The following is a 12,666-nucleotide window of genomic DNA, read 5'->3' as shown; positions in this document are numbered from 1 at the left end:
GCGACCGTGCTCGGGTCGCTCGTCCTGACGCCGGTGTTCTCCGGGCCGTTCCTGTTCATCAGCGCGTTCCTGTGCGCGCTGATGACGGGCATCGGGGTCCTGTTGCAGAACCTGCGCACCCCGCGGATCGTCGTACCGATCGTCCAGCTGCTGGTGCTGGTCGAGTTGCTGTCGCTGTTCTTCCTGCACGGGACGATGAAGTTCGGGCTGTTCCCGGTGAAGGCGACCGCGATCGAGTTCAACGCACAGATGGTCGACGCGATGGACTCCATCAATCGATTCAGTGCGCCGCTGCCGCAGGATTCGCATCTGACGCTGTTCGCGGTGTCGGTGATCACCGCCACCGGGTTCCTGATCCACGTCATCGCCGTACAGCTGCGGCAGGCCGCCTGGTCGGGGCTGCTGCTCCTGATCATGTACACGGTGCCGGCCGCGACCGTGCACGGCGGGCTGCCCGCGTTGCTGTTCATCCCGCCCGCGGTCGGCTACATCGTGCTGCTGTCCGCCGAGGGCCGAAGCCGGCTGAGCCGCTGGGGCCGCCGGATCTCCGGCGTCTCGCACCTCGACGCGGCCGAGCCCGTCGAGGCGTCGGCGCTCGGACAGGCCGGGCGCCGAATCGGGCTGAGCGTGGTCGCGATCGCCGCGCTGCTGCCCGCGTTGCTGCCCGCGCTGCCGGAAGGTGTCATCGGCAACGGTCTGGCCGGCGGCAACGGCAACGGCAACGGACTCGGCGCCTCGATCTCGTCGACCGACCCGATGCTCGACATGGGCAAGAACCTGAAGCGCGGCGCCAACGACATCGCCCTCACGTACAAGGGCGGGCCGGCCGGCGGCAGCTACCTGCGACTGACCGCGCTCGACCTGTTCGACGGCAACACCTGGCGGATCGCGCCGCGGTCCGCCGGCCACAAGATCACCGGCGACCTGACGCCGCCACCCGGCTACACCGGCGACCTCTCGAAGGTTCCGCAGAGCACGATGGAGATCAGCGTCACCAGGGACTTCCAGTCGCAGTTCGCCCCGGTCCCCTACCCGGTGCACGCGATCTCCCTGAAGCGCGAGTGGCAGTACGACGCCGGCGCGCTGGACGTGGTCTCGACGAACGGCTCGATCGTCGCCGGCAAGAAGTACAAGGTCACGTCGTACGATCTGCAGCCGACGCCGGAGCAGCTGCACGACTCGATCACCACCGGCGGACCGGATCAGTACACGCTGGTCGTGCCACGGCAGACGCCGACCGACATCAAGCAGAAGACGTACGAGATCACCGCCGCCGCGGCGGACAACAAGTTCGAGGCGGCCGTACTGATCCAGAACTGGTTCCGCAGCACCGGCGGCTTCACCTACAGCACCGAGAACGCCAAGGGCAGCGGGATGGCCGCGCTCCAGGACTTCCTGCTGAGGAACAAGACCGGGTACTGCGAGCAGTTCGCCACCGGGATGGCCCTGATGGCCCGGATCATCGGGATCCCGTCCCGGGTCGGCATCGGGTTCCTGCCCGGACAGGCCGGCAAGGACGGCGAGTTCACGGTCCGGATGCACGACATGCACGCCTGGCCAGAGCTGTACTTCCAGGGCATCGGCTGGGTGCGGTTCGAGCCGACGCCGTCCGCCCGGGTCGCGAGCACGCCGAACTGGACCGTCGCCGCCGGCCCGGACCCGACCAGCCCGACCACCGCGCCGACGGCCGTGGCGACCACTCCGGGCAGCCAGCAGACCCCGGGCATCGACAAGCCCCGGCACGACCCCAACCTCCCGGACTCGAGCGGTGCCCCGGTCGTTGCACCGGGCAACTGGTTCACCAGGGGTGGCGGACAGGCGATCGCCGGTACGTTCGCCGTACTGCTGGTGCTGTGCATCCCGTGGCTGATCCGGACACTGACCCGGCGGAAACGGTTCATGCGGCCGCCGGGGCGGGAAGCGGCCGAGGGGCTGTGGGCGGAGGTCCGGGACACCTCGCGGGACCTGGGGCTCGACTGGTCCGACATCTCGACACCGCGGCAGACCGGTCAGTGGCTGATGACGAAGCTCCCCGAGGAGACGCATCCCGCTGCCCGCCGCCTGGCCCGCGGCATCGAGGCCCTGCGGTACGCCGGTGACGCCGATCCCGAACTGGACCTGCGCGACGACGCGGCCGCCGTACGTGCGGCTTTGTGGTCGCGGGCAGCGGCGCGGCGACGCTGGCGGGCACGGCTGTTGCCGCCGTCGTGGCGCTGGTACCTGAGCCGCGGCACCACTGAGGCCTCCGACCTGCTCGATGAGTTCGACCTGCTGCTGGCGCGGCTCCGCTCCGGCATCCTGCCGAAGCGCCGGCACGCCAACTGAGTACACAAACGACCACACCCGTCCCACCAGGGCACGGGTGTGGTCGAAGTCTCAGGCTGCGCTCAGACGGGTTAGAGATCCTCGTCGCGGCGACGGCGCCAGCGGTCTTCCATCCGCTCCATGAAGGAGCCGGACGAATCGTGCTTGGTCCGGTGCCGCTTGGTCGGCGGCGGCGGGGGGATGTCGTCGGCCTCCCCCGCGTTGCTGATCCGCTTCATGCTCAGCGCCGCGATGTACAGGCACGCAACCATCATCACGAAGCCGATGACTCCGATGATGGTGTTCGGGATGATCGCACCGGTCATCAGCACCGCGATGCCCAGCACGAATCCAACGCCGGCAAGCACTGCCCGCCGCTTGTAGTACAAGCGCACATTGGTCCCACGCATGGCGGAAACGAACTTCGGGTCTTCCGCAGCAAGGGCACGTTCGAGCTGCTCGAACTGGCGCTGCTCTTCTTCCGAGAGGGGCACCGTCGATCCCTCCATGATGAGCGCGATCTCGATAGGCCGCCTTCAGTCTAGGCCGCGCTTGGCCGACACGAAACCCTGACCGGCTGTCCAGCGCGTCACGGTCCGGCAACTGCCCCCGGAGGGCAGGTCCCAAACCGGTGTCTGTCGGCGTGTCGCTCACCGTCAGTTCGCAGCGTTCGCACCTCCCTCGTGGGCGCGTAGCTCAGCCGTCACCCTCCGTCAGGTACGTCGGGGACGGCGGCGCCCCTCAGCGCGTCGCAAGGATGTGCAGCTGCGTCGCCAGCGCACGGAAAGCAGGGTGCTGACTGGCCGCGCGTTCCAGCTCGGCCAGCGACTCCGCGGCGCCTGGCTCGGAGTCCACGAACGCGGACGGCACCAGGTCGGCGAACGTCCGTACGCCGTGCACGGTGTGCACCATGAACCCGGCATCGGCCAGCTGCGCGGTGATCCCGGCCTCGTCGAACCGCCGCGGCATCGGGTCGGTCGCACCCCACCGGCCGTCCGGGTCCTGCAGCGCGATCCGCGCCTCGGCCAGGTGACCGGCCAGCGCCCGCGCCAGCACCACCGCGTTGCGCTGGGCAACCAGGAGGCTCAGTACGCCGCCTTCGCGCAGTACCGAGGCCATCGCCTGCAGTGCCTGCACCGGGTCGTCGACGACCTCGAGAACCCCGTGGCACAGTACGGCGTCCGCGCTCGACTCCCCCGCCAGCCCGGGAAGCTCGCCGGCATCACCCTGGACACCGCGGACCAGCTCACTCACGCCTTCGTCGCGGGCCCGGCGCTCCAGGGAGGCGAGTGCGTCCGGGCTCGGGTCGACCACGGTCACCCGGTGCCCTTCGACCGCGAGCGGAACCGCGAACCCGCCGGTCCCACCGCCGAGGTCGACGATGTCCAGCCCGGCACCCGGATCGGTCCGGCCGCGTCCCGCCAGCGCAACGCGCAGCGCCTCTCCCACCAACGCGGTCCGCACGCTCCGCCGTCGCCGATCCACCATCAACCCTCCTGCCGATCCAGCATCACCGCCCCACCGCGCCACACCCTACTTCCACTCCCACCCCGCCCCGCTCATTGCATCCGATCGGCCGCTCCGGCGGAGCCCGTTAGCGGACCATAAGCGCCTGACAGTTCCTGGGGTCTGTCGCCGACGAGGCGAGCGCGTCACCGTGGGAGGTGAGGGGAGAGCCGATCACCAGGGAGGGGATCATGGCCATCTTCAGCAAGTCCTTCACCGAGCCGGACGAGCAACGCCGGCCGGACAAAGCGAGCGTCGACGTCGTCAAGCTGCCGGGGGCCAGCGTCGCGCGGATCACTTTCCAACCCGGCTGGCGCTGGTCGGAGTCCATCCGTCCCGTCGTCGGAGGTGACACCTGTCAGCTCCGCCATGTCGGGACACTGCTCTCCGGAGAGATGGAGGTTGTCCACGACGACGGCACCAAGGCACGTCTCGTGGCGGGTACCGCCTACGTCATCGAACCAGGGCACGATGCCTGGGTCGTCGGTGAGGAGCCAGTGATCGGTCTGGAATTCGAGTCGACCGCGGCGGAGACGTACGCCAAGGCCTGATCCGAGCGCCAGCCTGCGCCGCCACCCGGCGGACGTGCGGTCGGTCAGGACGGGGTGCGGGCGACGACGTACAGGCGGCGGGTGGTTTCGGCGCGGGTGGTGATCGGGCCGCGCAGGTACCACTCGACGTCGGTGAGCCCGGCCGCATCGACGGCGGCGACAACCTGGTTCGGGTCGTAGAGCACGTAGTCCAGGCTCACCTCATGCCCGAGAAGTTCCTCGACGTGCCGCACCTCCGCCCCGGCGTGAAGCGCGAGGACCAGCCACCCACCGGGGTCGAGCGGCCGGGTCAGCGCCCCGATCGCCTCGGGAAGCTCGGACGCCGCCAAATGGATGAGCGAGTACCACCCGAGAACCGCCGCCCAGCCCGAGCTGGCGGGCGGCCGACCGAGCCGACGCAGGTCCCCGACCTCGAAGCTGTGCTCTGGAAACCGCCGGCGCGCCTCGGCGACCATCTCGGGCGACAAGTCGATGCCAGTGGCATCGGCACCACCCTCAGCCAGATACGCCGTGATGTGGCCAGGCCCCGAGCCGACCTCCACCACCGGGCGGCCGTTGGCGTGGGCAATCACCCGGTCGAGCAACCAACGTTCGAATGGCAGCCCGTCGAGCTCGTCAAGCAGCTCATCCGCGTACGTCGTCGCAACCGCGTCGTACGCCGCCCGCACCCGCGCGTCACGTGCTTCGACGCCGTCGGAGATCACCGTGTCGCGATCGACGGCCTCGACGGCGACGACCGCCTCCTCGTCGGGCACCGGGCCGAGGAGGTGGATCCAGCGGCGGTCGTGCTGGCCGGCGCGACGTTCGAGCTCACGAACCAGCGGCTCGGGACGGGCGGCCATCCGGCGCAGGCAGTCCTCGACGTCGGTCCGCTCGTCGAACTTGTGCAGCCGCTCGGTCCGCGTCCGCAGTTCGCCGGGAGCCTGCGCGCCACGGAGCAGCAGCACGGTGATGAGCGCCCGCTCGTCCTCCTCGAGACCGAGCTTCTCGTCGAGGATCTGGTGGTACTTCAACGTCCGTCGGCCAGTGTCGACCCAGACGATCCGCAGCAGGTCCCGATCGCGCAGCGACCGGGACACCCGCTCGACGGTCCCCTGGTCGTAGTCGACGACCGGCTCCCGATTGCTCGTCTGGTTGCAGGCGGTCCGCAACGCGTTGGCCGTCAACGGGTACGACGCCGGCACCGTCGACTGCTTCTCCAGCAAGCTCCCGAGGACCCGCTGGTCCTCGGCATCCAGAACAGGGAGATCGCTCACCCGTCCGACCTTAAGGGCTCACCCGGCCGACGTGAGCAAAAGCCCCGGCTGCTACTCAGGACACTAGGTCCGGTCAGCCGGGCTGGTAGGTCTCCGGGAGCGTCAGTGGCTCGAACGCGGTGCCGTTGCAGGACGGGCAGAGCGCGTCGTCGACCAGGCCGGAGCCCGAGCAGCGCGTGCACAGTCCGTCGTGCCAGGCCTCGCCGGACAGGGAGTGGTGAGGACGTGGGTAGTGGGTGTCCGGTAGGTAGCACTCGGCGCCGGTGAGGGCGTGCACACGAGCACACAGGTCCTTGCCGAGCCCTCTCGATGGTTCGCTCACGGTCGGGATCTCCTCAGTGCTGGTGTTTCACTTTCACTGCTGGTGATTCAGCTGGCTTGCATCCACGGTTGCGTCAGGACGGACTGCGGGTCGGTGGTGGCGGTGAGCACCGGGCTGGTGGACAGCCGCAGGCTCGCCTCCACCTGGTTGTAGAACGTATCGACGGCGCGGATCAGGTCGTCCGCCTCGCGGGTGGTGACGGCGCGCTCCAGGCCGGCTTCGGCCGCGGCACGCTGCCCGGCGCCGGCGGCGAAGAACGTCGCCCACTCGCCGAACTCCGGCGCAACCTCGGACAGCAACACCCAGGCGTTGCGCTGCACCCGACGACGGCTGCTCGAGCGGACCGGGCGAGCCCGGACCGCGAGCACCGCGGCCGCGACCCGGAGCGCCGCGACATGCGCGCTCGAGTAGCGGATCAGGTGGTCGCTCGTCTCCGTCGCCTCGGCCAGGGCGGCGCGGGCACGGGACAGCTCGCGGCTGGCCGCGCCGGCCGCGGCCGGCGATACCGGTGAAACAGTCATCGGTCGGTCACCCTCTCCAGTTGCCAGCGACCCGAGTCCGGGTCGTGGGCCAGATCGAACAGCTCCTGGCGGCCGTGCCGGCCGCAGCCTGCTTCCACCCGGAACACCGCGCGCTCCGGCCCCCATTCCGCGTCCAGTACCCCGACCGCCGCCGGGCTCGCACCCGCAGCTACGTGGCCGACCGGCACTGAGGCCGACACCGAGGCAGCGGAGGGAAGCGTGGCAGCGGCGAGAGAACGGGGGGTCGTCGCCGCTGCCACGCCGGCTGGGTGGTTCCGGACCGGGCGGTTCGTGCCGCGCGCTGCCGAGCAGGCCTCGGCCACCGTCGCCGCGTCGATCCGCGCCAGGGTCTCTGCCGACTGCCCGCGGTGGTGCGCGCGGGCGTCGTACGTCAGGCCGGTGCCGATGATGCCGCGCTCCCACCAGACCGCGGTCTCGGTCCACTGCGACCGCACCGCGCAGACCCGCCAGAGGCGGCCGCGCCAGAGGAACTGATCAGGGGTCTCGAGACCGTCCACGGACACCGAGTGCACCTCGACGGCGTCGTCGAACTCCCACATGCTCCATCGCCTCCTGTGAACGAACTTCCCCGGGTCGGCAGCCCGGCGGGTGAGCCCGGGGCGGGGGTCGAGGACCACCCCGGTGCCCGGCCCGCCGGGACCACCGGATTCCGATGCGGCCGCAACTCCGCACCGGAGCCGTCCAGCTGTCCGACCCGCCTCGGCCCGGCCTCCCGACGAAACCGGACCCGAGGTAATCGAACATCTGTTCGAACACTGGAAGCGTAGCGTCGCCCGCCGACAATCGTCAACGGCCGGACGGCCCGGCGTGGCGGGCTCCCGAGACGCTCTGTCCTTCTGCATGTCACTGATCGTTCCGGACGCCACCGACAATTTCCGGAGCGTGGAACCCGGGTGACCCGGATCGACCGGCCCGCATAGGCTGCGGAGGGTGAGCAGTCATCCCAATGTGCAGAAGGTCGCCGCCGCGCTGCGGGCGGCGGGAGCCACCGGCGAGATCGTGATCCTGGACGAGGCGGTGCCGACCGCGGCGGCCGCGGCGGCGGAGCTCGGGTGCGAGGTCGGCGCCATCGCGAACAGCCTGATCTTCGACGGCGACGGGGCGCCGGTCCTGATCCTCACCTCGGGCGCGCACCGCGTCGACACCGCGAAGGTCGCGGCCGGGCTCGGGATCGGCAAGCTGAAGCGCGCCACCCCCGAGTTCGTGAAGGAGCACACCGGTCAGTCGATCGGCGGCGTCGCTCCGGTCGGGCACCCGGGCCCGGTGCCGACGTACGTCGACACCGCCCTCGAGCAGTACGACGTGATCTGGGCCGCGGCCGGGATCCCGCACTCGGTGTTCCCCACAACGTACGACGAGCTCCTGAAGCTCACCAACGGCACCACGATCACGGTCAACTGAGTCGTCAACTGAGCCGTCAGCCGAGGACGGCGGGAATCGCGGAGCGCACGAAGCGCCGGGTCAGCCCGGCGCGCGTGTGCCGCCACCACATCCCGGTACGGACCTCGTCGGGCCCGTAGCGGCGCCGCCGGATGTCCTCGACGACGTCGGCGGGAGCGCCGAGGTACGGCAGCACGTCGAAGGCGGCGCGCTTGGTGATCAGGTCACCGGTCGCCAGCGTGACGTGCGCGCGGGCGATCGTGAGCAGGCTGAGGTCGACCCAGATGTCGTCGTACCAATGGCCGCGCTTCTGGGTGACGGGCAGCCAGAAGTCGCGCAGGTCACGGCGGACGAAGTCGAACAGTTCCTCGTCGGTCACTTCCGGCAGCAGCTCGGCGGGCATCGGCCCGAAGAGCGTCCGGTTGCCGATGGCAAGCTCTCGCCGTGTCACCGGAGTCACCGGCCGGTCGAAGTACCGCTCCTGTGCGAACGTCGGATGCCGCAGCGTCAGATCGTCCAACTGATCCACTGCCATGTAGGAGCAGTGCAGCTTGGTGGCGAGTGGGTACTCGCGGATCAGTCGCCGGTGCATGTCCTCGGCGGCGGGCGGCGGTGGCGACGAAACCACGACGATCGTGTCGAGGTCACTCCGGCCGACCTGGTAGTCCCCCAATGCCAGCGAGCCGTGCAGCCAGACGGCCTTCACGTCGGCGATTTCACGCACTGACGTGACAAAGCCGTCCAGCAAAGGCTGGACGGCTTCGTCGATCACGACAGACAGGTTAGACGGCTGGGCGAACGTCCACGTCGGCGGCCCGTACGTAGGCCATCCGGTGGCCGAACCAGATCTGGTAGTACTTGTCCTTCCCGAGCACCTGGACGTGGTCCGCCGGCGCCTGACCGTCGAACGTCACGGCCCGGTAGTAGTCGGTCTCGATGTTCAGGTCACCGACCGGGTAGGCCTGTCCCGCGCCGATCGTGTACTGCAGCGGCGTCACCGCCTGGTACGGGATCCCCGTCGGGTACGCCGGCTGCTCGGGGTACGCACGCCCGTACACCGGCACCGAAGTGAGCCCCGCCTTCGGCTTCACGACCAGACCGGGCTTGGCGAACGCGTCCGGAGCCGACGCCGGGCTCTTGAACCAGCCCTTGGCGCCCAGGTACCAGACCGCAACCCAGTCGCCCTGGCGCTCGGCCACGACGTACTGCGAACCCGCTGCGGCCCGGGAGCCCATGTCGGAGACCTCAGTGGTGCCGTTGGACCCGTCCGGGTGCAGACCAAGGTCCTTGACCAGCGGTGCGTTGTCGTCCGGCGCCTGACGCAGGTACACGAAGTTGGTGCCCTGCGGCTTGCACGGCGTACCGGCGACGTCGCAGCTGTTGACGACCTGGACGTTGTTCTGGAAGCCCGGCTTGACGGTGACGACCGAACCGGCCTTCACCGGCAGCACGGACTTCCCCCAGATCGGCGCGCCCATCAGGTCCATGTAGTGCTCCCAGTCCCAGTACGGTCCCGGGTCCCAGTGCATGCCGCGGACCGTCGACGGGATCGTGCCCGGTACCTGGTCGTGGCCGATGATGTGTGCCCGGTCGAGCGGGATGTTGTTCTTCACGGCCAGGTAGCGCACCAGCTTGGCCGAGTTGCGGTACAGCGACTCGGTGAACCACGTGGCGCCCTGCGGCGCGAAGCCCTCGTGCTCGATGCCGATGCTGTGCATGTTCACGTACCAGTTGCCGGCGTGCCAGGCGACGTCCTTGGCCTTGACGTGCTGCCAGATGTGACCGTCGGACGACCGCATCGTGTACTGCCAGCTCACGTACGTCGGGTCCTGCACCAGGTTCAGCACGCCCTGCCAGGTGCCCTCGGTGTCGTGGATGACGATGTAGTCGATCTTGCCGGTCTTCGGCCGGTTGGCGAGGTCGTGGTTGCCGTAGTCGCCGTCACCGAACTGCGAGTACGGCGCCGGCAGCCACTCGCAGCCGAGTGACGGCGGGCACTCGACGTCGGAGGTCGACGGCTGTACACCGTTCGGCAGGGACAGCTTGGCGATCTGGCCCTTGTCGGGCTGCACCGCGAGGGCCGGCATCACGATCTGCTGACCGGTGTTCGTGGTCCGGGCGGCGCCCTTGCCCATGATCGAGTAGACGTCGTCGGCGAACCCGGCGGCGCCGACCTTGTCGTTCGCCTCGGCGTACGACGCGATCGCGCCGTACCACTGAGCCGGGGAGGAGCTCGCGCCGACCGGCAGGCCGAGCGACTTCTGGTACGACGCCAGCACCGCGGCGCCGCCGTCGATGTTGGCGGTCACGTCCTTGCGCAGCGTGGCCTGGTCCAGCCCGGTCAGCTCGGACGCCTTCTTCAGCGTCTGCAGCGACTCGGCGGACGCGACCTTCTGCTTGCCGGACAGGTCGGCGACCTCAGAGGCCCCCAGTCCGGTGAGGTGCATCGGGCCGTAGCCACCGGACGTACTCGGGGCGCCGGCGTGGTCGTCCCAGCGCGACTCGGCGTACGAGACCGCGAGCAGAACCGACTCCGGTACGCCGTACTTCGCAGCCGCCGCGCTGTACGCGGACGCGGCCGAGGCGGACGGCTCACCTGGTTGTGACGCCTCTGCGGGTGGACCTCCCAACGACACGCCGACCAGGGCGGCCGGCAGTGCTACCGCAGCGAGTGCGGCAAGAATCTTCGGACGACGCAGCATGATGATCTCCTGAACCCCTGGGCGGGTGCCGGTCACACAGACTGGCAGCCTAGTCACTGTGAGTCGAGGCGACGCGGAAGTCAACGGTTAACCAAAACTCGCGTCATCGGGTTCGATACTGACGAAAACATGGCTCGCGCGGTACGGCGACTGAGGGTTACGGAGACCGGAGATGGAAGCGCTGCCGTTGGCGGTGACGACGGGCTGGGCGAGCGGCGTGAACGCCTACGCGTGCGTGCTGATCCTCGGTCTGCTCGGCCGGTTCGCCGGTGCCGACGACGTACCGCACGCGCTGACCACGACCCCCGTGCTGATCGCGGCCGCGGCCTTGTTCGCCTTCGAGTTCGTCGCCGACAAGATCCCGTACGTCGACTCCGCGTGGGACGCGATCTCGACCGTCATCCGGCCGACCATCGCGGTGATCCTGGCCGCCCTGCTGTCGGGTCAGGCAAGCACACTGCAGCAGGCGGTGATCGCTGCGACCGGCGGCCTGGTGGCCCTGCTCTCGCATGCGGTGAAGTCGAGTCTGCGGCTCGCGATCAACACCTCCCCCGAGCCCGTCACCAACATCGCGGCGTCGTCCGGTGAGGACGTGGCCGTCGCCGGTGTGATGTCGCTGGCCGTCTTCCATCCGGAGGCCGCGCTGATCATCGCCGGCGTCCTGCTGATCCTCGGTCTGATCGGGGTGTACTTCGCGTTCCGGCTGATCCGGCGCGGGTATCTCCGGTTCAAGGCCTGGCGTGAGAAACGTAGTACTCCTGCGACCGGAAGTAGCGTTGCCTGATGGCCAAGGTGGTTGTTGTCGGAGCCGGTCTGGCTGGTCTGGCCAGTGCGGTGCGTCTGGCCAAGCTGGGACACCAGGTCACCATCTGCGAGCGTGACGAGCACCTAGGTGGAGTGCTGGGTCGTGTCGAGGCGGATGGCTTCACGTGGGACGCCGGCGCGGCCAGTACGACGCTGCCCGCCGCGCTGCGCGACCTGTTCCGGAAGAGCGGTCGTCCGATCGAGAGTCTGGTCCAGCTCGACCCGGTGACCGAGCCACGCCGCCACATGTTCACTGACGGCTCCGTACTCGATCTGCCTGTCAGCGACCGCGGTGCGCAGCAAGAGGCCTGGACCGGTCTCGCAGGTGGCGCCGTGGCCGAGCAGTGGACCGCGCTGGTCGATGGGTACGGCGACACGTGGCAGATCCTCCGGAAGACCTCACTGGAGCCACCGCTCGAGGACAAACTGCCGCTCAAGACGATCCGCACCCTCAAGCCCTGGCAGTCGCTGGAAAAGGTCGCGCAACGCGAGCTGAGCGACGACCGCGCCCGTGCGGTACTGCGGCACTTCGCAGCGCAAGGTGGTTCGGACGCCGGCCTCACCCCGGGGTACGTCGGTGTCTGGTCGTACCTGGAGCGCACGTTCGGCCGCTGGACGATCGCAGGTGGTTTCGGTGCGCTCGCGGACGCTCTGGTGCAGCGGGCGAGCGAACGGAAGATCACCGTGCGCACCCACGCGGAGGTCGTCGCCGTAACCACGTCTGACGGCGCAGTCACCGGCGTACGGCTCGTTGACGGTGAGGAGCTGCCCGCGGACATCGTCGTGAGTGACGTCGACCCGCGGGTGCTGTACGAGTCCTTCGTCGACGACCCGGCCGCGAAGAAGGTGCGCAAACGGATCCTGTCGACGCACCAGGCGCAGGCGGCGTACGTCGTCCATCTCGGTCTGAAGGACCCGGTACCGGAGCTGCCGTTCGAGACCGTGCTGCACGGGACTCCGACCGTTGTCGTCCGGACAGGTGGTACTGCACCGGCCGGTCACCAGGCCTGGTCCGTGCTGGTCCACGGCTACCCCACTGACGACGTACTGGACCTCTTGGTCGCGCGCGGCCTGCCGGTCCGGGACCAGGTGGTGTCACGGCAGACGTCGCCGTCGTGGTGGGCCGGCGTGGCCTGGGAGGGCTTCCGGACCGCCCGCCGCCGCGCCTCGAACGTCTCCCCCGTCAAGGGCCTGTACTGCGTCGGCGCGGGCGCGCATCCCGGTTCCGGGGTCCCCTCCACGACGCTGGGCGCGGCGATCGTGGCGGACGCCATCGGGAAGTCCTGAGGCCCCGGTGGG

13 protein-coding genes are annotated in these 12,666 nt (G+C 69.5%); 5 read left to right on the top strand and 8 right to left on the bottom strand.

The genetic code is table 11. From position 1 onward, the window contains the following. Positions 1-6: 6 nt before the first annotated feature. Entirely contained in the window at positions 7-2,325 is a 2,319-nt protein-coding gene (locus AC0662_RS36145; RefSeq protein ID WP_478306317.1) for a transglutaminase TgpA family protein, read from the top strand. Positions 2,326-2,396: 71 nt separating this feature from the next. On the opposite strand, the gene AC0662_RS36140 is transcribed toward AC0662_RS36145, so the two are convergent. Then, positions 2,397-2,798, bottom strand: a complete 402-nt coding sequence (locus AC0662_RS36140; RefSeq protein WP_452194404.1) for a DUF3040 domain-containing protein — start codon at positions 2,796-2,798, stop codon at positions 2,397-2,399. A gap of 247 nt (positions 2,799-3,045) precedes the next feature. After that, positions 3,046-3,792, bottom strand: coding sequence for a class I SAM-dependent methyltransferase (locus AC0662_RS36135; RefSeq protein WP_452194406.1), 747 nt, complete (start codon positions 3,790-3,792; stop codon positions 3,046-3,048). A 209-nt stretch (positions 3,793-4,001) separates the two neighbouring features. Here AC0662_RS36135 and AC0662_RS36130 point away from each other — a divergent pair, with 209 nt between their 5' ends. Next, positions 4,002-4,361 (top strand): cupin domain-containing protein, encoded by a 360-nt coding sequence (locus AC0662_RS36130; RefSeq protein WP_452194407.1) that lies wholly within the window; start codon positions 4,002-4,004, stop codon positions 4,359-4,361. A 44-nt stretch (positions 4,362-4,405) separates the two neighbouring features. On the opposite strand, the gene AC0662_RS36125 is transcribed toward AC0662_RS36130, so the two are convergent. The 4 genes from AC0662_RS36125 to AC0662_RS36110 all read right to left on the bottom strand — a co-directional run bounded on the left by AC0662_RS36125 (position 4,406) and on the right by AC0662_RS36110 (position 7,020). Next, positions 4,406-5,617, bottom strand: a complete 1,212-nt coding sequence (locus AC0662_RS36125) for a DUF480 domain-containing protein (protein ID WP_478306314.1) — start codon at positions 5,615-5,617, stop codon at positions 4,406-4,408. Between the two features lie 73 nt (positions 5,618-5,690). After that, positions 5,691-5,939, bottom strand: a complete 249-nt coding sequence (locus AC0662_RS36120) for a hypothetical protein (protein ID WP_452194410.1) — start codon at positions 5,937-5,939, stop codon at positions 5,691-5,693. A 47-nt stretch (positions 5,940-5,986) separates the two neighbouring features. Then, positions 5,987-6,460, bottom strand: coding sequence for an SAV_6107 family HEPN domain-containing protein (locus AC0662_RS36115; RefSeq protein ID WP_478306312.1), 474 nt, complete (start codon positions 6,458-6,460; stop codon positions 5,987-5,989). Then, a complete protein-coding gene (locus AC0662_RS36110; RefSeq protein WP_478306310.1) occupies positions 6,457-7,020 on the bottom strand; it encodes a DUF6504 family protein in 564 nt (187 codons plus the stop codon). The genes AC0662_RS36115 and AC0662_RS36110 overlap by 4 nt, the downstream gene beginning before the upstream one ends. 391 nt (positions 7,021-7,411) lie before the next feature. Here AC0662_RS36110 and AC0662_RS36105 point away from each other — a divergent pair, with 391 nt between their 5' ends. Further along, positions 7,412-7,882 (top strand): YbaK/EbsC family protein, encoded by a 471-nt coding sequence (locus AC0662_RS36105; RefSeq protein ID WP_478306309.1) that lies wholly within the window; start codon positions 7,412-7,414, stop codon positions 7,880-7,882. Between the two features lie 16 nt (positions 7,883-7,898). Here the strand turns inward: AC0662_RS36105 and AC0662_RS36100 are convergent, their stop codons facing one another. Both AC0662_RS36100 and AC0662_RS36095 read right to left on the bottom strand, forming a co-directional pair. Beyond that, a complete protein-coding gene (locus tag AC0662_RS36100) occupies positions 7,899-8,633 on the bottom strand; it encodes a nucleotidyltransferase domain-containing protein (protein WP_478306307.1) in 735 nt (244 codons plus the stop codon). A gap of 10 nt (positions 8,634-8,643) precedes the next feature. Further along, complete coding sequence (locus AC0662_RS36095; RefSeq protein ID WP_478306305.1) at positions 8,644-10,563, bottom strand: N-acetylmuramoyl-L-alanine amidase; 1,920 nt, start codon at positions 10,561-10,563, stop codon at positions 8,644-8,646. Between the two features lie 172 nt (positions 10,564-10,735). Between AC0662_RS36095 and AC0662_RS36090 the strand changes: the two genes are divergently transcribed. Continuing rightward, on the top strand, positions 10,736-11,347 hold the full coding sequence (locus AC0662_RS36090; protein WP_452203328.1) for a DUF4126 domain-containing protein: 612 nt from the start codon (positions 10,736-10,738) through the stop codon (positions 11,345-11,347). Next, entirely contained in the window at positions 11,347-12,654 is a 1,308-nt protein-coding gene (locus AC0662_RS36085) for a phytoene desaturase family protein (RefSeq protein WP_478306303.1), read from the top strand. The genes AC0662_RS36090 and AC0662_RS36085 overlap by 1 nt, the downstream gene beginning before the upstream one ends. Positions 12,655-12,666: the final 12 nt, after the last annotated feature.

This window comes from Kribbella sp. NPDC043289 (assembly GCF_056436705.1).
This window is presented reverse-complemented; position numbering and strand designations above follow the sequence as displayed.

What these genes read in the sequence shown, in the direction of transcription:
- AC0662_RS36135 (WP_452194406.1), bottom strand. Translation starts at nt 3,792, where the DNA reads ATGGTGGATCGGCGACGGCGGAGCGTGCGGACCGCGTTGGTGGGAGAG.
- AC0662_RS36130 (WP_452194407.1), top strand. Translation starts at nt 4,002, where the DNA reads ATGGCCATCTTCAGCAAGTCCTTCACCGAGCCGGACGAGCAACGCCGG.
- AC0662_RS36115 (WP_478306312.1), bottom strand. Translation starts at nt 6,460, where the DNA reads ATGACTGTTTCACCGGTATCGCCGGCCGCGGCCGGCGCGGCCAGCCGC.
- AC0662_RS36110 (WP_478306310.1), bottom strand. Translation starts at nt 7,020, where the DNA reads ATGTGGGAGTTCGACGACGCCGTCGAGGTGCACTCGGTGTCCGTGGAC.
- AC0662_RS36095 (WP_478306305.1), bottom strand. Translation starts at nt 10,563, where the DNA reads ATGCTGCGTCGTCCGAAGATTCTTGCCGCACTCGCTGCGGTAGCACTG.
- AC0662_RS36090 (WP_452203328.1), top strand. Translation starts at nt 10,736, where the DNA reads ATGGAAGCGCTGCCGTTGGCGGTGACGACGGGCTGGGCGAGCGGCGTG.
- AC0662_RS36085 (WP_478306303.1), top strand. Translation starts at nt 11,347, where the DNA reads ATGGCCAAGGTGGTTGTTGTCGGAGCCGGTCTGGCTGGTCTGGCCAGT.